Origin of the sequence: Sanguibacter sp. Leaf3, from assembly GCF_001425965.1 — a bacterium.
GTDB classification, from domain to species: Bacteria; Actinomycetota; Actinomycetes; order Actinomycetales; family Cellulomonadaceae; genus Sanguibacter; species Sanguibacter inulinus.
On record NZ_LMRH01000001.1, the window covers coordinates 281635 to 302789 of the forward strand.

Here is a 21155-nt window from a genome sequence, read left to right on the forward strand (position 1 = left end):
TGCTGGGCGGCGGCGGTGCCGCTGGCGGTGCCTCGACGCCGAGGCTGCGCTCCTCGCGTCGCGCCTGCGGGGAAGGTTGGTCTCAGCCTAGGTCGCGGGCTCGCACCCCGCATTCCTCGCCCCCGCAGGGTCGGTCAGTCGATGCCGAAGAACCGTCGGGTGCCCTCGACCCCGGCGTAGCTCACGTCGAGGCGCTGCTCGGCCGGGCGGGCCTCCCACGCCTCGCGGCGCATCCTGTAGCGCAGCTTCTCGACAGGCGCGCCCTCGCGCACCTCGGTGCGGGCTCCGTCGCGCTCGTAGCCGACCTTGCGGGTGACGGCGTTCGAGGCGGGGTTGTCCTCCCACGCGCTCGTGGTCGCCGCGCGGGCGCCGAAGCCGTCGAAGGCCAGGTGCAGCGCGAGGTGACGCATGGCTGTGCCGATCCCCGCCCCCTGGTGCTCGAGGCCGAGCCACGAACCGGTCTCGACGGTCCGCGTCACGAGGAACTGGTCGGTCTGGAGTGCCTGGATGCCGACCGGTACGCCGTCGACGAGCACACCGAGCTCGAGCGCCCAGGACTCCGGGGAGAGGCGTGACCTCGCGCCCCACTGGTAGGCGAGCACGCTGCGGGCGACCTCGACGGGGGTCCCACGGGTCCACGGGACGTCGAAGGGCATCGTGTCGGGGGAGTGCACGCCCCGTGACGCGAGACGGGCAAGGTCGACGACGAGCTCGTCGTCGAGGTACCGCAGCTCGAGGCTGCGACCGTCGCCGAGCGCGTCGGCGGAGACGACGCGCAGGGCGCTGACGGGCCAGAGGTCGTCGAGGGAGAGGTCGGAGGCGTCGGCGTGCGCGGTCATCTGGGCACGCTAGCACTGGCGGACAGGCGCTCGCGGGTGGGCGTGCGCTCAGACGGACCGGGTGGTCCCGCGTTCGACGAGCGGAGCCTCGACGGTCGTGGTCTCCGGGGTCTCCCGCCCGGCGAGCGCGTCGAGGAGGAGGGTGACCGCCGAAGCCGCGATGCTCGTCGCGGGGAGCCTGACGGTCGTGAGCTCGGGGCTCACCAGCCGGGCGGTATCGAGGTCGCCGACCCCGACGAACTCCAGGTCTTCCGGGACGGTGATCCCACGCTCGGCCGCCACGCGGTGCAGGGCGAGGGCGAGCAGGTCGTCGTCGCACACGACGGCTCGGGCGCCGTCGTCGAGCAGGCGTCCGGCGGCTGCCGTCGCAGACTCGACGTCGAAGGTCGCCCGCCACCGCGGGTCGGTCCGGAGCGTGACGCCGTGCCGCCGCGCTGCGTCGGTGCAGTCGGCGACGCGAGAGGCGAAGACGGCCGACGGATAGTCGGCGGCGAGGTACGCGATCTCGCTGTGGCCGTGGGAGGCGAGGAGCGCGACGGCGTCCGCGGCCGCTGCTGCGGTCGCGAGGACGACCGACCGCATGCCGGGCTCGGGGACCTCGACGAAGACGAGCCTGTCGTGCCTGTCGCGCAGCGGCGAGCCCTCGGACAAGCGTTCCCCGCAGACGATCGCGCCCGCGAGGTGGCCCGAGGACAGCTGGTCGGCGAGCCGTTGCTCCCAGGTGTCCTCGTGCCCGCGCGTCTGGATCATCGTGAGGGCGAGGCCGTGCCCGGCTGCGGCGTCGTCGGCGGCCGAGAGCATGTGGCCGTAGAAGGGGTGCGAGGCGTCGAGGACGACGAGGCCGAGCAGCCCCGAGGTCCCGGTGCGCAGGGTGCGGGCGGCGACGTTGGGCCTGTAGCCGAGCGAGCGGGCGACCTCCTGGATGTGCGCGGCCGTCGCCGGGGCGATCCGCCCCGCGGCCTTGCCGGACATCACGAGCGAGACTGCGCTCTGCGAGACACCGGCTGCCCGGGCGACCTCCGTCGCGGTCGTCGAGCCGCGGGCAGGGCTCGTGGTTGACCGGGTTCTGGGCACGGTCCTACAGTAGCCGTCATACGTATGACGGACGCAGCGACCCAGGAGGGGACGCCCGCCGCGCCTGACGAGGAGACACGACATGACCGACGCCGCCCGCATCGCCTGGGTCGACGAGCAGTGCCGGCTCATGGCCGGCATCCGCGAGGAGATCGCCCAGACGCGCCCCTTCGACGGGCTGACCATCGGATCCGCGATCCACCTCGAGCCCAAGACTGCAGCCCTCGTCGCCACGCTGCGTGCCGGAGGCGCCGAGGTCGTCGCGACAGGGAACCTCGGGTCCACGCAGCCCGGGACCGTCGCGCACTTACGCGCCAGCGGGGTGCGGGTGGTCGGCGAGCCCACCCGCGACCGCGCCGTGCGCGCCCGGCACATCGACGAGGTCCTCGACGCCGAACCGCAGCTGCTCCTCGACAACGGGGGAGACCTGTTCTTGCGGTACCTCGAGCGCCCCTACGCCGGGCTGCTCGGCGGCACCGAGGAGACCACCTCCGGGCGACAGGTCCTCGAGCCGCACCGCGCGGCGCTCGGGCTACCCGTGCTCGTCATCAACGACAGCCCCATCAAGGCCTTCGCAGAGAACCAGCACGGCGTCGGCCAGAGCGTCCTCGAGTCCTACCTGCGCTTCACCAACCGGATCACGCACGGCGAGCGCGTCGTGGTCGTCGGCTACGGGTGGTGCGGGCGCGGCGTCGCCGACACCTTCCGCAATGCCCGCAGCCAGGTGACCGTCGTCGACGCCGACCCGGTCATGTGCCTGCGCGCGCTCATGGACGGCTTCCGGACGACGTCGCTCGAGACTGCGCTCGCGGACGCCGACGTGGTCATCACGGTCACCGGCGGCGGACGGGTCCTCGGGCCCGAGCACACCGACCTGCTGCGCGACGGCGTGATCCTGGCCAACGCCGGTCACGAGCCCGACGAGATCGACCTCGCCGCGATCGAGGCGCAGACCGGTGCGACGGCATGCGAGACCCTGCCTGACGTCCGCTCGGTCACCTTCGCCGACGGCCGCACAGTGCACGTCCTCGGCAGCGGTCACATGGTCAACCTCGCCGGCCCCGGCGCCCGCGGGAACTCGATCCAGTCGATGGACATCGGGTTCTCGCTCCAGACGCTGTGCCTCGCGCAGGTCGCCACGGGCGCCGTGGGACCGCAGGACTGCGTCGTGCCGGTGCCGCGGGCTGTCGACGTCGCGGTCGCGGAGGGATACCTCGCGCTCAAGGGGATGCGGTGACGGGCCCGGCTCGGCGCGAATGGCTCATACTGGTGCAATGACGACAGACGATGACTCGGTCCTGCAGCTGGTCGGGTACAGCGATCTCCTGGCCAGGCTGAAGGACCGCGTACGCCAGACGCAGTTCAGAGCAGCGCGGGCGGCCAACACCGAGGTGATGCGCCTCTACTGGTCGATCGGGCGCGAGATCTTGGACCGGCAGTCGGTTGACGGGTGGGGGTCGAAAGTTGTCGACCGGCTGGCCGCTGATCTCAAGAGGGAGTTCCCCGAGCAGCGAGGGTGGTCCCGTCGGAACCTGCTCTACATGCGACGGGCGGCAGGGATCTGGCCGACGGAGTCCGAATATGTGCACCACGTTGGTGCACGATTGCCATGGCGGCATGTGACCGTCCTGCTGGACCGCCTCGACACCCGCGACGATCGTGACTGGTACGCCGCGCGCGCCGCTGACGAAGGATGGTCACGAGCCGTCCTGGAGCACAAGATCACGGCGGATCTCCGGTCCGCTGTCGGCGCCGCCCCGTCGAACTTCGACACCGTCCTCGAGCCGGCTGACTCCGACCTCGCCCGCCAGCTCGTCAAAGACCCGTACGTCTTCGAGCACCTGTCCATGGTCAGCACCAGGCGCGAGCGTGACGTGGAGCAGGCCCTCATGGACCGCCTGCAGGACACGCTCATGGAGCTCGGTCGAGGGATGTCGCTCGTCGGGCGCCAGTTCCGCCTGCCGTTGGGAGACGGCGACGAGTTCGTCATCGACCTGCTGCTCTTCCACGTCGAGCAGCTGCGCTACGTCGTCGTCGAGCTCAAGGTCGGACCCTCGACGCCTGCGCACCTGGGGCAGCTCGGAGCGTATGTCGCGGCCGTCGACGGAGAGCTGCGCCGTCCGGACATCCATGCGCCGACGGTAGGGATCTTGCTCTGCACGGGCAAGAAGGGTGCCGCCGTCACCTATGCGCTCGCATCGACCGCCGCGCCGGTCGCGGTCGCCGACTACCAGGGGCTGCCGCCCGACACCCGCGCGGCCCTCCCGTCGGCCGACGAGCTCCAGGCTGTCGTGGACGAGGAGCTCGAGCGCGGCGAGGGCGACCAGGCCTAGCCGGGGCTCGGGCGTCGGGCCCGCCCGCGCGGGTGAGACGTGGCTCCCCGCCGATCCCTCCGCGGCTAAACTGGCGATCGTCTCGGCCAGCCGTGCCCGCCCCCCGCAGGGCACATACCCATGAGGGATCTGATGACCGCCCCCAGCAAGCCCACCCTTGACACCGTCGAGCACGCCGCGAGCACCCCGGACGAGGTGCAGCCCTTCGCGGCGCTGGGCCTCAAGCCCGAGGAGTACCAGCGGATCCGCGACATCCTCGGACGCCGCCCCACGGCTGCTGAGCTCGCGATGTACTCCGTCATGTGGTCCGAGCACTGCTCGTACAAGTCCTCCAAGGTGCACCTGTCGACCTTCGGCGCCAAGACGACCGACGAGATGAAGAAGCACCTCCTCGTCGGCATCGGCGAGAACGCCGGCGTCGTCGACATCGGCGACGGCTGGGCCGTCACCTTCAAGGTCGAGTCCCACAACCACCCGAGCTACGTCGAGCCCTACCAGGGTGCGGCGACGGGCGTCGGCGGCATCGTCCGCGACATCATCTCGATGGGTGCGCGCCCCGTGGCCGTCATGGACCAGCTGCGCTTCGGCGCCGTGGACCACCCGGACACCGCACGCGTCGTGCACGGCGTCGTCGCCGGCGTCGGCGGCTACGGCAACTCCCTCGGTCTGCCCAACATCGGTGGAGAGCTCGTCTTCGACAGCTCCTACCAGGGCAACCCGCTCGTCAACGCGCTGTGCCTCGGCGTGCTGCGCCACGAGGACATCCACCTCGCCAACGCCTCGGGTGTCGGCAACAAGGTGGTCCTCTTCGGTGCGCGCACAGGCGGCGACGGCATCGGCGGTGCGTCGATCCTCGCCTCCGAGACCTTCGAGGACGGTGTCCCCGCCAAGCGCCCGAGCGTCCAGGTGGGCGACCCCTTCATGGAGAAGGTGCTCATCGAGTGCTGCCTCGAGCTGTACTCGGCCAAGGTCGTCGAGGGCATCCAGGACCTCGGCGCCGCCGGCATCTCCTGCGCCACCTCCGAGCTCGCCTCGAACGGTGACGGCGGCATGCACGTGTGGCTCGACGACGTGCTGCTGCGCGACCCGTCGCTCAACGCCGGCGAGATCCTCATGTCGGAGTCCCAGGAACGCATGATGGCGGTCGTCACGCCCGAGAAGCTCGACGAGTTCCTCGCGATCACCGGCAAGTGGGACGTCGAGACGGCCGTCGTCGGCGAGGTCAACGGCTCCGGCCGCCTGACGATCGACCACCACGGCCAGCGGATCGTCGACGTCGACCCCAAGACCGTCGCGCACGAGGGCCCGGTCTACCACCGCCCCTACGCGCGCCCGGCGTGGCAGGACGGCCTCAACGCCGACACCGTCGTGGCCGCGGGCCTCGCCCGCCCGGAGACCGGCGAGGAGCTCCGTGCGACGGCGCTCCGTCTGCTCGGCTCGCCGAACCTCGCCTCGAAGGCGTGGGTCACCGACCAGTACGACCGCTTCGTGCAGGGCAACACCGCGCTCGCCCAGCCCGACGACGGCGGCGTGATCCGCGTCGACGAGACCACCGGGCTCGGTGTGGCGCTCGCGACCGACGCGAACGGCCGCTACTCCAAGCTCGACCCGCGCACGGGTGCCCAGCTCGCGCTCGCCGAGGCGTACCGCAACGTCGCCGCGACAGGCGCCCGCCCGCTCGCCATCACCGACTGCCTGAACTTCGGCTCGCCCGAGGACCCGGACTCCATGTGGCAGCTCGTCGAGGCCATCGAAGGGCTGGCCGACGGCTGCCAGACCCTCGGCGTCCCGGTCACCGGCGGAAACGTCTCGCTCTACAACGGCACCGGCGAGCCCGGCCAGATCGACTCCTCGATCCACCCGACCCCTGTGGTCGGCGTGCTCGGCGTCCTCGACGACGTGTCGCGCGCGACGGGCTCCGGCTGGCGTGCGGCAGGGGAGACCATCTTCCTGCTCGGCACCACCCGCGCCGAGCTCGACGGCTCCGCCTGGGCCGACGTCGAGCACTCCCACCTCGGTGGTGTGCCGCCGCGCCTCGACCTCGCAGCCGAGAAGTCCCTCGCGGAGGTGCTCGTCAACGCGACGCGCGACGAGCTCGTCGACGCCGCGCACGACCTCTCCGAGGGTGGCCTCGTCCAGGGCCTCATCGAGGCCTGCCTGCGCTTCGGTGTGGGTGCGAAGGTCTCGGTCGCCGGGATCACCGCGCGCGACGGCGTGAGCGACTTCGAGGCGCTGTTCTCCGAGTCGACGGCCCGCGTGCTCGTCTCGGTGCCCCGCGGGGAAGAGGTCCGCCTGGTCGACGCCTGCGTCGCCCGCGGCGTGCCGTACCTGAAGATCGGCGAGGCTGGTCACGACGTCGACGGCGTCGAGGCCCTCGAGATCGACGGGCTGTTCACCCTGCCCCTCGACGAGGCCCGCGAGGTCCACACCCGCACGCTCCCGGCGATCTTCGGCTGAGACCACGCCGCGCGAGCGGCACGCGAGACGCCTGAGGGGGCGAGGCGCAGCAGTGCTGCGCCTCGCCCCCTCAGGCGTCCAGGTTGCCAGCTGCCCTGCTGCTCCGCCGCCGACCTGCCGCCGACCTGCCGCCCCGTCGCCGGACCGTCGAGATCGTGACTTCGGAGCGAGACCGACGGTTCCGAGCATCGATCTCGCTCCGAAGTCACGATCTCGCTCGGCTTCGGCGTCAGCCTCACTCCGACCTCCGACCTCCCGGTACTGGTCCCAGTCCCAGTCCCAGTGCCGGTGCCGGCGCCGGTGCCAGTTCGAGTGGCGGTGGCGCCGGAGGGCTCGTCGTGGTGCCGCACGCCCCAGTGGCCGGCGGCCACTCTGACGAGACGGGTCTTGACGTGCACCCCGCCATGCTGCATGATTCTGCTAAATCGTTTAACAATGGAGTGTGCGATGCGGGTGACCATCAAGGATGTGGCGGCGAAGGCGGGAGTCTCGACCGCCACGGTGTCGCTCGTGCTCAACGACGCCACCGGCACCCGCATCCCGGAGCGCACAGCGGTCAAGGTCCGGGCCGCGGCCGAGGCGCTCGGGTACACGAGCAGCGCACTGGCGAGCGGGCTGCGCCGCCAGGTCAGCTCGATCGTCGGTCTCATCAGCGACGAGATCGCGACCACCCCCTACGCGGTCCGGATGATCGAGGCTGCGGGCGACGTGTGCCGCCAGACAGGGAACCTGCTCATGCTCGTCAACACGGGCGACGACGTCGAGGTCGAGCGTGACGCCGTGCGCGCCCTTCGTCAGCACCACGTCGACCGTTTTGTCTATGCCTGCATGCACCACAAGCTCGTAGAGCTGCCCGACGGTCTCGCCACAGGCACCGTGATCCTCGACGGGTACGAGGTCAGCGGCACAGTCCCGGCCGTCGTCCCTGACGAGTTCCAGGGCGCCTACGACGCCGTCCGCGAGCTCGTCGACCATGGGCACACCCGGATCGCACTGCTCTCCGACTCCGACGAGAGCGCCGCCGAGCCGCTGCGCCGCGCCGCGTACCTGTCGGCGCTCGACGACGCGGGGATCGAGTTGGACCCCGCTCTCGTCGTGCGGGCGCTGGCCCTGCCAGGCGCGGCCGAGGCAGCGACCTACGAGCTCTGGGAGAGCGCCGCGCCGACGGCGATCTTCTGCTACAACGACCGCATGGCTGTCGGGGCCTACCGCGCGCTGCGCAGGCTCGGCCTGTCGATCCCGGACGACGTCTCCGTCGTCGGCTTCGACAACATGGAGATCATCGCGCCCGAGCTCGACCCGCCGCTCACCAGCGTCCAGCTTCCCCACTACGAGATGGGCCTGTGGGCGCTGCGGCGGCTGCTCGGCCTGTCAGTCGAGGACGAGGGGCCATGGCCCTACAGGATGCCCTGTCCGCTCGTCCGAAGACAGTCGGTCGGTCCACCACGCGGGTGAGTTGCAGCTCACCCACGTGATGGACCAGCCCGCGGGCGAAGGAGCCCGTGGGCGTCACCACTGGTCTCGGTTGCAGCCGAGACCGTCCAAGAGAAGGAGCACGTCCTACCATGCGAACATCTCTCGTCTCCATGCTATCCGTCGTCACTCTGGCGACGCTCGCCGTCGCAGGGTGCGCCCCGTCCGACGAAGACAGCGCCGACCAGATCAAGGTCTGGTCCCACGCAGGCGGCAGCACCGAGGAGATCGCCGTCGTCCAGGGGATCGTCGACGACTACAACGCCTCGCAGGCCGAGGTCACCGTCGTCCTCGAGTCCTTCCCGCAGTCCTCCTACAACGACGCCGTCGTGGCCGCCGCGGCCTCCGGGGACCTGCCGTGCGTGGTCGACATGGACGGACCCATCGTCCCCAACTGGGCGTGGGCCGACTACATCCAGCCCCTCGACCTCCCGACGGACCTCACCGACTCGCTCCTGCCGTCCACCGTGGGCCGCTACCAGGACGAGATCTACGCTGTCGGAGCCTTCGATGCCGCCCTGACGATCAACGCCCGCCGGTCGGCGCTCGTCGACAACGGGATCCGCATCCCCACGCTCGACGAGCCGTGGACCCTCGAGGAGTTCGACGCGGCCCTCGTCACGCTGTCGGCCGACGAGCGCTTCGAGTACCCGATCGACCTCGGGGTGTGGGACGCCAACGAGTGGTGGTCCTACGCCTACTCCCCGATGCTGCAGAGCTTCGGCGGCGACCTCGTCGACCGGGAGACGTACCTCAGCGCCGACGGGGTGCTCAACGGACCCGAGGGCCTCGCCTTCGCCGAGTGGTTCCAGTCGGTGTTCGAGCGCGGGCTCGCGAGCAGGACGCCGACAGCCGACGGGCAGGACTTCCCGCAGGGGAACGTCGCCATGGTCTACGGAGGCTCGTGGAAGGCCCTCGACAGCGCCGAGACCTTCGGTGACGACGCGATCATCCTCCCGGTCCCCGACTTCGGCGAGGGTCCCGTGATCGGCGGCGGCTCCTGGCAGCTCGGCGTCTCGAGCACCTGCGCCAACCCTGAGGCGGCCAACGACTACCTGGAGTTCTCCCTCCAGGACAAGTACATCGTCGAGTTCTCCGACGCCGTCGGGGTCATCCCCGCGACAGACACCGCTGCCCAGCAGGCCGAGTACTTCAAGGAGGGCGGGCTGCTCGCCGAGCTCCCGGAGATCTCCCGGCAGCTCGCCCGCGTGCGCCCCGAGACACCGGGCTACGCGGTCATCTCGACGAGCTTCGGCAAGGCGATGCAGGACCTCGTCGCGGGTGCTGACCCGCAGGCCACGCTCGACCAGGCCGTCAAGGACATCGACGCCAACATCAAGAGCAACGACGGCTACGGGTTCTGACCCGCACGCCCTGACGGCGGCTGGGCGACGACGCCCAGCCGCCTCGACAGGAGAACCATGTCCGCACAGTCTTCGCTCGACCGCGCCCCGGGACAGGAGCGCGGCACCGGAACAGCCACGTCTGGGGTGACGCGTGAGCGCCGCCACAGGCGTGACAGGCAGGGCCTCGTCGGCCTCGCCATGGTGTCGCCGGCCGTCCTGCTCTTCACCCTCTTCCTGCTCGTCCCCGTCGGCCTCACGGTCGTCCTGAGCTTCACCAACGCCCGGCTCATCTCGCCGAACCCGCCGCGGTTCCTCGGGCTCGAGAACTTCGTCAGGGCCTTCGTGGACGACCCGACATTCATCCGGTCGCTCATCAACACCTTCGTCTTCGCGGCCGTCGTGGTGCCCGTGCAGTCGGCGCTGGGGCTCGCCCTCGCCGTGCTGGTCAACACCGGGGTCCGGGGCGTCACGGCATTCCGGACGATGATCTTCATGCCCGTGGTCACCTCGATGGTGGTCGTCTCGATCCTGTGGAGCTTCCTCTACAAGGACGACGGGCTCATCAACTCGGCGCTCTCCATGATCACGGGCGGCGCCGACGTGACCATCGCCTGGCTGCAGGAGCCCGGGACCGCGCTGCCCGCGATCATCCTGCTGTCGGTGTGGCAGGCCGTCGGCTTCCACATGATCATCTGGCTCTCCGGGCTGCAGACCATCGACCCGGCGCTGTACGAGGCCGCCGACCTCGACGGCGCGGGCGGGTGGAAGAAGTTCCGCTACGTCACCTGGCCGGGGCTGCGGGCCATCCGCATCTTCGTCCTCGTGACCATCACCATCGCGGCGCTCGGGCTGTTCGTCCAGGTCGACGTCATGACCCAGGGCGGGCCGCTCGACTCGACGACCTCGCTCGTCTACCACGCCGTGCGACGCGGGTACAGAGAGCAGGACATGGGCTACGGGGCGGCGATCTCGCTGATCTTCTTCGTGCTCGTCCTCGCGATCTCGCTGTTCCAGCGCTACCTCACCCGAGAGAAGGACTGACATGAGCGCAGCTCTCCCGACCCTCGACAGCGACGCCGGTGACGCTGGTCGCACCGGTGGCACAGCCCGACGGCGCCGCCCCGCCGACCCGACCGACGAGCCGCGCGGCAAGGCCTCCTCCGGACGCCGCCGCACGGTGCTCGTCTACCTCGGGCTCACGGTCTGCTCCCTCGCCGCCGTGCTCCCGATCCTCTTCATGGTGGTCTCGAGCCTCAAGCCCGACGGGCAGATCTTCGCGGACATGACCTCACCGCGGGCCCTGCTGCCCGTGGGGGAACTGTCCCTCGACAACTACGCGGGCGTGTTCGAGAGGGTGCCGGCGACCCGGTTCATCCTCAACTCCGTCTTCGTCACCTCGACGATCGTCATCCTCGGGCTGTTCGTCAACAGCATCGCCGGCTTCGCGCTGTCGAGGCTTCGGTGGCGCGGGCGGGCCCTCGTGCTCTCGGTCATCATCGCGACCCTCGTGGTGCCTTTCGAGACGATCGCGGTCCCGATGGTCTACCTCGTGAACAAGCTCCCGCTCGTCGGTCTCACCTCGCAGGGCTTCACCCTCGACGAGGGGTGGCTCAACAGCTACCAGGTGCAGATCGTGCCGTTCATCGCGAACGCCTTCTCGGTCTACCTGTTCACGCAGTACTTCTCGACGATCCCGATCGAGATCGACGAGGCAGCCCGGCTCGACGGCTGCGGGTGGTTCGGCATCTACCGCCGCATCATCGTGCCGCTGTCCGGCCCGGTGTTCGCCACGGCGGCGATCCTCACCATGCTCCCGGCGTGGAACTCCTACCTGTGGCCGCTCATGGTCGTCCAGCAGGAGGCGCTGCGGCCTGCGAGCGTCGGCATGCAGTACTTCTTCCAGCTTAACCCGGTCTGGGGCGAGATCATGGCCTACGCCTCCCTCATCACCGTCCCGGTCCTCATCGTGTTCATCGTCTTCCAGAGAGCGTTCGTCACGTCGATCGCCAGCAGCGGGCTGAAGGGATAGCCAGCGATGCCACTCCACCTCTCCGACCACTGGGTCTGGGACTCCTGGACCGCCTTCGACGGCGACCAGTACCACCTGTTCTTCCTCAGGGCCTCGAGAGCACTCGTCGACCCCGAGAGGCGGCACGGACGCGCCGCGATCGGGCACGCCGTCTCACCCGACCGTCGGTCGTGGACCCTCGTCGCCGACGCCCTCGTCGCCGAGGACGGGCCCCGGTGGGACGACCGCTCGACGTGGACGGGGTCGGTCGTGCAGGCGCCCGACGGGACGTGGCGGCTGTTCTACACGGGCACGAGCCGTGCGGACGGCGGGCTCGTCCAGTCGATCGGGTGGGCGACCTCGCCCGACCTGCTCACGTGGACGCGCAGCGACGCGGAGCCGATCCTCGCGGACCCTCGGTGGTACGAGAAGGTCGACGGCGGCACGTGGCCCGACGAGGCATGGCGCGACCCCTTCGTCTTCGCCGACCCCGGCGGCGACGGGTTCCACATGCTCGTCACGGCCCGTGCGAAGGACGGCGACCCTGATGGTCGGGCCGTGGTCGGGCACGTGACCAGCCCCGACCTCGAGACGTGGACCGTCCAGCCGCCGCTCAGTGCACCGGCGGGCTTCGGGCAGATGGAGGTCGTGCAGTCCCGGGTGGTCGACGGGCAGCCCGTGCTCATGTTCTCGTGCACCCCGAAAGACGTGCTGCGTCCTGATGCCGCCGATCCCGCCGCGACAGGCACCTGGGTCGCGCCGGGGGAGAGTCTGCTCGGGCCCTGGGACCTCGACCGTGCGACCTACGTCGCGAGCCCTGACGTCTACGCCGCACAGCTCGTCGAGGACGTCGACGGGCGCTCCGCGGTCTACGGCTTCGTCGACACGGTGGACGGCGAGTTCGTCGGCGCCATCGCCGACCCGACCCCCTGGGACGAGGTGGTGCTCGGGCGTCCGTGGTGACGGCGAGCGCAAGAGGGGCGCGCCCGACCTGGCTGGTCGGGTGCGGCGAAGCACGCCCGATCCAACTCAGCTCTCCTGTACATCTCGCGACCTGAACTGTACGTTCTGCCTATGTACAGGATCTCGCTGACCGAAGCCCGCAGCCATCTTCCTGAGGTCGTCGAACGCGCGCAGAGCGAAGCGGTGACCCTGGAGAGGCGGGGCCAGCCGACTGCGGTCGTCGTGAGCCCGGCGCAGTACGAGCTGATGATGGACGCGCTCGAAGGGGTCTCCGATACGGTCGCCTTCGACGAGGCGATGGACGAAGAGGGCCCCAACATCCCGTGGGCTCAGGTGAAGGCCGACCTCGGGTGGGAATGAGGCGCTACGCGGTCGAGCTCCGACCGGCGGCCGCCAGGGCGCTCCGGAAGATCGACCCGCAAGACGTTCCCCGCCTCCGTGGGGCTATCACCCTGCTGGCTGAAGATCCGCGCCCCCCAGGCGCCAAGGCGCTCCAGGGGCGGCCCGGGTACCGAGTGCGCGTCGGCCGCTACAGGATCATCTACACGATCGACGACGGGGTCCTCCTGGTGGTCGTCGTGACCCTCGGGCAGCGGCAAGACGTCTACAAGGCCTGACGCGGGTCGATCGGCAGGAACGAGAGGCCGTACCCGACCTGATGGCCGGCTACGGCCTCTTGTGCTGTGGTGGGCTCCGAGATATCCCTGCTCGCGCCCTGCTTCGCGAGGAGGGTGAGCAGCGCCTGGTTGGCAGAGACGAGCGATGTGGTGGGAGCAGCTATTTCCCGGAGCTCTGCCGGTGGCATCCGCGCGCAGTCAGCTTGGCGGTGACTCCTGCTGCCACGATGCAGGCCCCAGCGCCGAGGTAGAGCGCGATCTGGTTCGTCGGCGAGATGCCCGTTCTGTTGGCCAGGAAGATCAGCGCGGTCATGATCGCCAGCTCGACCGCCAGGCTTGTGACTCCGACGATGCCTCGACGATGCGAGAGACTCATGCGCACCGGTTTCGCTCCGGGACGAAGGGGTAGACCAGAAGTCGGTTGGAGCACTTTCCGGAGGCCGCGATGAACACTGAGGCGGCGGTGATGATTGCGCCGCTGACGGTGCACAACGCTATTCCGACTGCGGGAATCAGGCAGATTGCCGTGGACAGAGCAAACCCGCCACCTGCGTAGATGAGATCTTGCTCTGTAGGCGTGAATTTCACGAAGACGCCGTAGCTGTTGCTCCCACCGGACATGCGGGGTGAGAAGGCGGGCTTCTCCGATATGTACTCAAGCCCTCCAGGGAGCGTGTAGACCGTCGTCTGCGTTCCCCCGGCGATCGAGACCTCGCGCGGGAACGGGGAGGCTGCGAGGTCTTTGATCAGTTCCTCTTCGTCTGGGAGTCCTGAGAGGTCGCCGAGGGCGACATCGGATGCAGCCCGGCCGGCTGTGACTTGGGCTGCGGGCGGTTCGGAGGCGACCGCTGGAGATGTCGACCCCCAGACGGAGAGCGCCAGGACCACTGTTGCTACAACACCTCGGTGTGCTTGCCGCAAGACATCCCCTTTATTCTTGTTGCCCGTCTTTGGGCAACTGGTGACGCCAGACTACGCCATCTGTTCAATTCAGACAATATTTACGAAGAGCCCGAACGTGGATATCTCGTGTCGATCCTCGTTTCCGTCACCGCACTAGGGCCGTGGTGTCGAGGTGCTAGGTCGCGGCTCGGGGTGTCGCACGAGGTGAGAGGGGTCTCTCGCCCGAAGGCTGACTCGAGGCGGTCGACCCTGGGCGAGAGGGGCGCACCTGACCTGACTGGTCGGGTGCGCCCCTCTCGTGCATAGGCTCGTGAGCGAGTTGGTGTGCCCAGACCCTACTTCGCCAGGAAGGCCAGCAACGCCTCGTTGACCTCGGTCGCGTGCGTCCAGAGCAGGCCGTGCGGGGCGCCCTCGACCTCGACGTAGTCGGCCTCGGGGAAGGCTTCGTGGAAGGGGCGGGCTGTCGCGTCGATCGGGAGGATGTTGTCGGCCGTGCCGTGCAGGATGAGCGAGGGCTTGCCGGCCTCGCGGACCGCGGCCACGTCGGCGCGGAAGTCCTCGAGCCAGGCCGGGACGACAGCGTAGGCGGCGACGGGGGCCGAGCCGACGGCGGTGGCCCAGCTGGCGTCGACGGCCTGCTGGCTGATGCGCGACCCGAGGTTCTCGTCGAGGTTGTAGAAGTCGCCGTAGAACTGCGTGAACCACGCGAAGCGGTCTGAGCGGGCGGCCTCGGAGATGCCGTCGAAGACCTCCTGCGGGACGCCCGTCGGGTTGTCGTCGCGCTGGACGAGGAAGGGCTCGAGCGAGGCGAGGAAGGCGAGCTTGGCGACGCGCTCGTGTCCGTGGCGGCTGACGTAGCGGGCGAGCTCGCCCGTGCCCATCGAGAAGCCGACGAGGACGACGTCGCGCAGGTCGAGGGTCTCGAGGAGCGTGTCGAGGTCTGCGGCGAAGGTGTCGTAGTCGTAGCCGGAGCCGACCTTGCTCGACTGGCCGAAGCCGCGGCGGTCGTAGGTGATGACGCGGTACCCGGCGGCGAGGAGCTCGCGGGTCTGGCGCTCCCAGCTGTGGCCGTCGAGGGGGTAGCCGTGGATGAGCACGACGGGCTGACCGCTGCCCTGGTCTTCGTAGTAGAGCTCGACGTCAGTGGTGTTCTCCTGGCCGACGGTGATGCGTCCCATGGGAAGTCCCTTCCAGATCACGGTGAGAACGGTCGTTCTCGCGGTGTTGCTCACACTAGAGAACGATCGTTCTCTGCGCAAGTAGGATGGGGGCATGACTTCCGACGACCTGAGAGAACGCATCGTCGACGCCGCCGACAGCCTGTACTACGCCAAGGGCTACGCCGCCGTCGGCATGGACGAGCTGCGCTCGGCCGCCGGGGTGTCGCTGCGCAGGCTCTACTCGGTGTTCGCCTCGAAGGACGAGATCGTGCTGGCCGTGCTCGACCGCCGCCACCAGATGTGGGAGGACGGTGTGGCCGAGCGGGTGGGCCGGGTCGATGACCCGCGCGAGAAGCTGCTCGCGGTCTACGACTACCTCGCCGACTGGTTCTGCGACGACGAGTTCCGCGGCTGCGGGTTCATCAACGCCTTCGGCGAGCTCGGGGGGACGAACCCTGCCGTCGCGCAGGCGGTCCGGGAGCACAAGGCGTCCTTCCAGAGGTTCGTCGCCGGCCTCGTCGAGGCGGCTGGAGCCTCGCCGGCGCTCGCCGCCCAGCTCGCGATCCTCGCCGAGGGCGCGCAGACGACTGCCGCGATCTCGGGGGACCCTGCTGTCGCCGCCCAGGCGCGCGGCGCGGCCGAGGTGCTGGTCGCCGCAGCGGGAGCGGCGGCAGACCCCAGGGCCGCCTGAGGTCCACCCGGCACCAGGTGCCGTACCAGGCCACCTGCTGACACGCGCGATGCCCGGGCAGGCACAGATGGGGAGCCTGCACCATCGTCTCGGTGGGCGTGGCGCACCGTCCTCCCGCACGATGATCAGATGGGACTCTTCACCAAGCTCGGCCGCCGCACCTCCTCGCCGCAGGAGTGGGCGCAGCTCTGGGAGCTTCTCGTCCCGCTCGGTGGGCAGACCACCCCGGACGCCGTCGACAGGTGGTCGCGCTGGGCCCGCGCGCTGCCGGCCGAGACGCTGACGGTGGCCGCGGAGCAGCTGGCCGAGGCCTATGCCCTGCTGGACACCGAGCAGCACGGACGGGCCCTCGCCGTCGAGCCCTTCACAGGTCTGGACCGGCCCTTCGCCAGGATGAGGTTCCTCAGGGTGCTCGACCGCGTGATCCTCGCCGGTCCCGACGCCGTGCAGAAGGTGGCCGACGCGCCCGAGCTCGTCCGCGGCTACGACACGGTCCACCTGCTCGACCCGGAGCAGAGCCTCGGATCGACGGCCCCCGCCCTCGTGCACCTGTCCCGCCTGCTCGACGAGGCGAGGGTGCTGGGTGGCCAGTCCGCGCCGACGGTCGGCGAGCTGCCGCAGCCCGAGGAGACCGAGGCCCTGCGCGCCATGATGCAGCTGGAGCACGGGTCTGCCTCAGGAGGTTGGGGGTCGAGCCGCCGCTGGCCCACGCTCAGGTCCGCCAAGGCGTCCCGGCGGACGAGGTTCTCGATCGAAGACCCGGAGATCGCGTGGATCGACGTAGACGCCTCGATCCTCTGCGAGGACGAGTCGGGGGACGCCCCCGCTGACCACGTGCACGACGAGTCCTGCTGGACCGGTGCGGGCCGTGCAGCGACCCTCGAGGTCTACACGGCGCTCGGTGGAGCGGCCGGGGCGCAGCACGAGCTGTGCCACCGCCAGGTGGGCGTCGAGGTGGTCTCGGCCGAGGATGCGACGGCAGACGGAGGTGCACCGGACGTCGACGAGGCGCTCCCGATGGTCCTGGTCGAGCTGGTGCTCACCGACGCCGAGCTCGCCGTCGTCGACCCGCCCGCCCGCGTCGCGCTGCTCGTGCGCCGGAGCGCGGAACGGCTCGCCCGGACGGCGCTGCCGTGGAGCGCGAGCAACCGGACGGCGCTCGTCGGGCTCGCGGCAGGGCAGGCCGTCTGACGGATGTCTGAGCGGCACGCAGGAGGATCGCGAGGGTAGACCTCCCCCGTGACCCTTGCTGCAGGTCAGATGGTCTGACGCTCCGTGCGTGGCACACACTCACTAGCGTGCACAGGGGCGAACGCCGGAACCGACTCGGCCGACCTGTCGTCCGCTCGACAGTCGGCGAGTCGTCTGGAGACCGGGCTGCGCGCGACGTTGCGCTCGACCGCCTCGAGCACTCATCGCAGCGACTCACCTCCGGCTCCTAGCCGCTCGGCTCACCCCGCACAGCCATCGCCAGGGCCATCAACCGCGGTACGTCCGCGTCTTGACCGCAGCGGTACGACCGTAAGCGCCTGGCGACGCGTTCTGCTGGATCGGTGCCCGCTCGTGCCGGCTCGCTACCGTCCGCACGGCGCGAAGATCTCTGTCCGAAGCGCGACAGACCCCTCTCACGTGAAGCGGTGTGCTGGAGGCAGGTGCCACCTGTGCGTGAGGTGCTGGACGTTCGACGCTCAAGTTGCTGGCGGTGGATGCCGATCTTCTCTGAAGGGTGTGACACCGGTGTCTAGGGGAGACCTCATGTCGCTTCGCGTGGGTCGGCGCTTTCGGAGAGTGGGGTGGCGCGTAGTTGCGTGGGCGGCTGCGCTGTCAGACTTGGGTTCTTCCCTGATCGCACCCGCCGAGGCACAAACGGATCCGGCGCCACCTGCGCGGCCGACAGCAGCTGCACCAGCACCTCCTCAGCCGGACCCGGGTACACCTCAGGTACCAGAGGCGCTGTCCATCGAGTCGTGGACGCCGAGCACGCACACCACCAGTGATGGTGAGTCCACGACGATGGAGGTGTTCGCCCAGCCCGCCTTCACACGGTCTGCCGATGGTGGAAGTCGGTCGACCCGACAATCACCGTGGGCACGGTCAAGTGGGCCTCCGAGGCCCTCGGGCTCACCCACGCGCTCGAGGCCTGTCGCCGGACCGCGGACAGTGCACTGGGTTCATCAGGAAAAGCACACCCCTGGCCGCCGAAGCTTCATGCTGGGGCGCAGCGCCCTCACGGCCAGTCCAGGAATCTTCCTTCAGCGCGCTGGCGCTGGAGCGTCCGTAGGGGACGTTCCGAGAGGATACGCAGGATTCAGGGAACGTAGAGACTTCGGCAATGACGTCGGAACCTACACCCCGGAGGTCAGGACGAGCGGTCCGACCATGGTCGGGATCCTCTGCTACCGCGCCAGTGGAAGCACTCACACAGTTCCAGGAAGGTTCCAGTGACGACCGATCCGAATTATTTTCTGGTAGAGGTGCTGTTGTCTTTTCAGCGAGCCCTCTGGGACATGGTGACACCAACACTGCGTGCGATTGCGATCAAGCCGTCGTATCCGCTCATCGAAGCCAGGTTCATCTACGAAGTTGTGGGCTACGAAGAGCAGGAGATTGCTGACGAGGTAGGGACGTACGTGATCGCTGATTTTCTTCCACCTGTTGACATTCGACTCACCGCCGTCGCGCTGCCAGGAGAAGTCGAGCGCGAGCTCGAATCCGGCGAGCGATGGGTGTACCGTCGAAGAGAAGGTGAGGCGCGGTGAGGTCTCGGCTCGATGATGGTCTCGCCAGGGCGACAGTGCCAAGGGGATCAACCAAGGAGTCGCGGAAGCCTGGCCATTGTGACGGAAAGCCAGTTGTGACCACATGACGGTCAGTCCTGCTACGGGCGCGATCTTCCACCGATGTTGGATGGGTGCTGATAAAACAGGATGAAGTATCTGACGCTGTCCGCTGACTATGAAGAGCCAAGGCTGCGCGATGATGCGGTTGATGATCGGTCTGGCTTGTGGGAAGAAATATCGTCTGCGTTAAGAGCTGACATTGTTTGTTGGAATGGCGCATACCAGGCGGTGATACAGATGGACGCCGCTCAACGAGTCGAAGCCGCCGACCTGATCGGGGAGCTTGACGCCCGCGGCTTGAGACTTGCGGCATGTGTGGCAGCAGAGCTCAGTCATGCGAAGGTTCGGTACTACAGCGAGGGCCTCTTGACGCCCCTGCTCTGATGCAGAGCGGGCTCGAACCAGCCGGCCCTCCGCGGACGGTCTGAGGTCGGTGTCACCACAGGCGGCGCCGACTTGTCGCCGATCCCTCTAGCCTGGTGGTCATCGGCCGTCGTCTTGCGCCTCTATCCCACTCGACCGTTCGTTCGGTGAGGAGGATCCACTGACCTACCTCTCGTTCGCGCAGCTTCAGAATCCAGCGCCCGGTGTCTGTTGCTCCGCACAGATGAAGCGACGTGCCCGGGCGGACGCAGGGGGAGTGGGAGCTCCTCGGAGTGAAGACCCGCACGAGGCCTCGTCTCACGCAAGGGACCAATGTCCAGCATCTGAGCACCTGGGGCAGACCGTTGACATCGTGCTCGCAGGTGCATACCTTCCGGAGCACTGAGGTCCACGGGTTCGACCGTGGGCTCCGCCGCACCGGCGGACTGCTGAGGAGACACACCATGACTGGACGCACACTGGGCACGGCGCAGCCGCAACCCGGGCTGTCCCTGTCCTGTTGTCCGGTCTCCGGTGCGCCGCTCACCTGTCGCCGCTGAGCTGAGCGTCACCCCGCGGGCCTGACCCGCGCCGCCGTCACACTCGGTCCCACGCACGACCTGCGTGGCACCCGGAGCACCGCGAGCCTCGCTCGCCGCCCGGCCTGACGGCCCCCTCGACCGCTGGTCCACGACCAGTCGTCCTCCCGGCGCTGCGCCTGCCTGAGCAGCCGCCCACCCGGAACCGCGTCCCGACCCCTCACGCCCGACCACGGCGCGCGGTCAGACGCACCCTCTCGCTGCACCGCACCCCGGTGCGCCCCGCCCACCTCGCCGTGCTGCCGACGTCTCGCGACGCCCGGCGCGGGTGCAGGTCTGGCAGCGGAGCGCCCACCACCGTCACGAAGGACTCTTCGACATGCCCTCCAGCACAGACCGCCCGACCGACCGGACCCTCCACCTCGCCGTCGACCTCACCGACGCCGGCGCCCACCCGGCAGCCTGGCGGACCCTCGGCTCGCAGGCCCGGCAGCTCTTCGACGCCGAGCGCCTGCAGGACCTCGTCACGACGGCGCAGCGCGGGACCGTCGACCTCGTGCTCTTCGACGACGCCTTCTCGCTCCAGCCCGGTCACCGCGGCGGCGTCCAAGGACGTCTCGACGCCGCGCTCGTCGCCGCCCGCCTCGCCCCGCGCTCGGCCGGCATCGGCCTCGTGCCGACGGTGACGACCACGCACACCGAGCCGTTCCACGTGTCGAAGGCCCTCGCGACCATCGACCACGCGAGCCACGGCCGAGCCGGCTGGCAGGTCGCGGTGTCGACGGGCACGGACGATGCCGCGCACGTCGGGCGCCGCCCGGCCCCCGACCTCGACGCCGCCTGGGCCGAGGCCGGCGAGGCCATCGACGTGGTGTCCCGCCTCTGGGACAGCTGGGAGGACGACGCCGAGATCCGCGACACCGCGACAGGGCGCTTCGTCAACCGCGACAAGCTGCACTACGTGGACCACGACGGCGTGCACTTCGCGGTGAAGGGCCCGTCCATCACGCCCCGACCGCCGCAGGGACATCCCGTCGTGGTGGTGCGCGGGGACAGCGACGCCGCCCTCGCGGTCGCCGCCGAGCACGCCGACGTCGTGCGGGTCCGGGCCACGACCCTCGAGCAGGCCCGCGGCCTCCGCGAGCAGGTCCGCGCCGCCGCCGCCGACCACGGGCGCAACCCCGACGACGTGATCGTGCTCGTCGACCTCTACGCCGTCATCGGCCCGGACCGGGCGAGCGCCCAGGCGCGCCTCGACCTGCTCGAGGGCCTGGCCGGGGTGTCGTGGGACACCGACTCGTACACGCACGTCGGCACCGACCGTGACCTCGCCGCGACGGCCGAGGAGTGGCTGCTCGCCGGGGCGACCGACGGCTTCACGGTCCGGCCCTCGTCGCTGCAGACCGACCTCGTGGCCCTGGTCGACGGTGTGGTCCCGCTGCTGCGCCGCGCAGGGATCTACAAGAGCGAGTACTCGGGCAGCACGCTGCGCGACAGCCTCGGTCTGGCCCGCCCGGCCAACCGCTACGCCGCCGCGATCGCCTGAGAG

At 69.6% G+C, this 21155-nt stretch carries 20 protein-coding genes; 15 read left to right on the plus strand and 5 right to left on the minus strand.

Annotated features, from left to right (window positions below):
• Nucleotides 1-134: 134 nt before the first annotated feature.
• Nucleotides 135-839, minus strand: coding sequence for a GNAT family N-acetyltransferase (locus ASG53_RS01280; RefSeq protein WP_056127424.1), 705 nt, complete (start codon nt 837-839; stop codon nt 135-137).
• Between the two features lie 48 nt (nt 840-887).
• On the minus strand, nt 888-1913 hold the full coding sequence (locus ASG53_RS01285; protein ID WP_162246121.1) for a LacI family DNA-binding transcriptional regulator: 1026 nt from the start codon (nt 1911-1913) through the stop codon (nt 888-890).
• A gap of 82 nt (nt 1914-1995) precedes the next feature.
• Between ASG53_RS01285 and ASG53_RS01290 the strand changes: the two genes are divergently transcribed.
• The 10 genes from ASG53_RS01290 to ASG53_RS01335 all read left to right on the plus strand — a co-directional run bounded on the left by ASG53_RS01290 (nt 1996) and on the right by ASG53_RS01335 (nt 13110).
• Nucleotides 1996-3150, plus strand: coding sequence for an adenosylhomocysteinase (locus ASG53_RS01290; RefSeq protein WP_056127429.1), 1155 nt, complete (start codon nt 1996-1998; stop codon nt 3148-3150).
• Between the two features lie 37 nt (nt 3151-3187).
• Nucleotides 3188-4246: a PDDEXK nuclease domain-containing protein gene (locus tag ASG53_RS01295; protein ID WP_056127431.1), complete on the plus strand. Its 1059-nt coding sequence runs from the start codon at nt 3188-3190 to the stop codon at nt 4244-4246.
• A gap of 132 nt (nt 4247-4378) precedes the next feature.
• Nucleotides 4379-6703, plus strand: a complete 2325-nt coding sequence (gene purL / locus ASG53_RS01300) for a phosphoribosylformylglycinamidine synthase subunit PurL (RefSeq protein WP_056127434.1) — start codon at nt 4379-4381, stop codon at nt 6701-6703.
• A gap of 447 nt (nt 6704-7150) precedes the next feature.
• Complete coding sequence (locus ASG53_RS01305; RefSeq protein WP_200945440.1) at nt 7151-8158, plus strand: LacI family DNA-binding transcriptional regulator; 1008 nt, start codon at nt 7151-7153, stop codon at nt 8156-8158.
• Between the two features lie 110 nt (nt 8159-8268).
• On the plus strand, nt 8269-9540 hold the full coding sequence (locus tag ASG53_RS01310; RefSeq protein WP_056127438.1) for a sugar ABC transporter substrate-binding protein: 1272 nt from the start codon (nt 8269-8271) through the stop codon (nt 9538-9540).
• Between the two features lie 57 nt (nt 9541-9597).
• Complete coding sequence (locus ASG53_RS01315; RefSeq protein WP_056127442.1) at nt 9598-10563, plus strand: carbohydrate ABC transporter permease; 966 nt, start codon at nt 9598-9600, stop codon at nt 10561-10563.
• Nucleotide 10564: 1 nt separating this feature from the next.
• Complete coding sequence (locus ASG53_RS01320) at nt 10565-11551, plus strand: carbohydrate ABC transporter permease (protein ID WP_082543699.1); 987 nt, start codon at nt 10565-10567, stop codon at nt 11549-11551.
• Nucleotides 11552-11557: 6 nt separating this feature from the next.
• A complete protein-coding gene (locus ASG53_RS01325) occupies nt 11558-12493 on the plus strand; it encodes a glycosyl hydrolase family 32 (protein ID WP_056127445.1) in 936 nt (311 codons plus the stop codon).
• A gap of 111 nt (nt 12494-12604) precedes the next feature.
• A complete protein-coding gene (locus ASG53_RS01330) occupies nt 12605-12853 on the plus strand; it encodes a type II toxin-antitoxin system Phd/YefM family antitoxin (RefSeq protein WP_056127448.1) in 249 nt (82 codons plus the stop codon).
• On the plus strand, nt 12850-13110 hold the full coding sequence (locus tag ASG53_RS01335; protein ID WP_056127451.1) for a type II toxin-antitoxin system RelE family toxin: 261 nt from the start codon (nt 12850-12852) through the stop codon (nt 13108-13110). Before ASG53_RS01330 ends, ASG53_RS01335 begins: the two co-directional genes overlap by 4 nt.
• Before the next feature lie 160 nt (nt 13111-13270).
• Here the strand turns inward: ASG53_RS01335 and ASG53_RS01340 are convergent, their stop codons facing one another.
• From ASG53_RS01340 to ASG53_RS01345, 3 genes are all read right to left on the minus strand, one after another.
• Entirely contained in the window at nt 13271-13486 is a 216-nt protein-coding gene (locus ASG53_RS01340) for a hypothetical protein (RefSeq protein ID WP_056127454.1), read from the minus strand.
• The gene (locus ASG53_RS19710) at nt 13483-13998 is read right to left on the minus strand and encodes a hypothetical protein (RefSeq protein WP_156382625.1); all 516 of its coding nucleotides are present in this window, start codon (nt 13996-13998) and stop codon (nt 13483-13485) included. Before ASG53_RS19710 ends, ASG53_RS01340 begins: the two co-directional genes overlap by 4 nt.
• Before the next feature lie 350 nt (nt 13999-14348).
• Entirely contained in the window at nt 14349-15191 is an 843-nt protein-coding gene (locus ASG53_RS01345) for an alpha/beta fold hydrolase (protein ID WP_056127459.1), read from the minus strand.
• A 94-nt stretch (nt 15192-15285) separates the two neighbouring features.
• Between ASG53_RS01345 and ASG53_RS01350 the strand changes: the two genes are divergently transcribed.
• The 5 genes from ASG53_RS01350 to ASG53_RS01365 all read left to right on the plus strand — a co-directional run bounded on the left by ASG53_RS01350 (nt 15286) and on the right by ASG53_RS01365 (nt 21152).
• Nucleotides 15286-15864, plus strand: coding sequence for a TetR/AcrR family transcriptional regulator (locus tag ASG53_RS01350; protein WP_056127462.1), 579 nt, complete (start codon nt 15286-15288; stop codon nt 15862-15864).
• A 129-nt stretch (nt 15865-15993) separates the two neighbouring features.
• On the plus strand, nt 15994-17055 hold the full coding sequence (locus ASG53_RS01355; RefSeq protein ID WP_056127464.1) for a hypothetical protein: 1062 nt from the start codon (nt 15994-15996) through the stop codon (nt 17053-17055).
• Between the two features lie 1250 nt (nt 17056-18305).
• Nucleotides 18306-18623: a hypothetical protein gene (locus ASG53_RS01360; protein WP_156382626.1), complete on the plus strand. Its 318-nt coding sequence runs from the start codon at nt 18306-18308 to the stop codon at nt 18621-18623.
• Nucleotides 18624-18791: 168 nt separating this feature from the next.
• Nucleotides 18792-19088: a hypothetical protein gene (locus tag ASG53_RS19715; RefSeq protein WP_156382627.1), complete on the plus strand. Its 297-nt coding sequence runs from the start codon at nt 18792-18794 to the stop codon at nt 19086-19088.
• An 897-nt stretch (nt 19089-19985) separates the two neighbouring features.
• On the plus strand, nt 19986-21152 hold the full coding sequence (locus tag ASG53_RS01365) for an LLM class flavin-dependent oxidoreductase (protein ID WP_056130444.1): 1167 nt from the start codon (nt 19986-19988) through the stop codon (nt 21150-21152).
• Nucleotides 21153-21155: the final 3 nt, after the last annotated feature.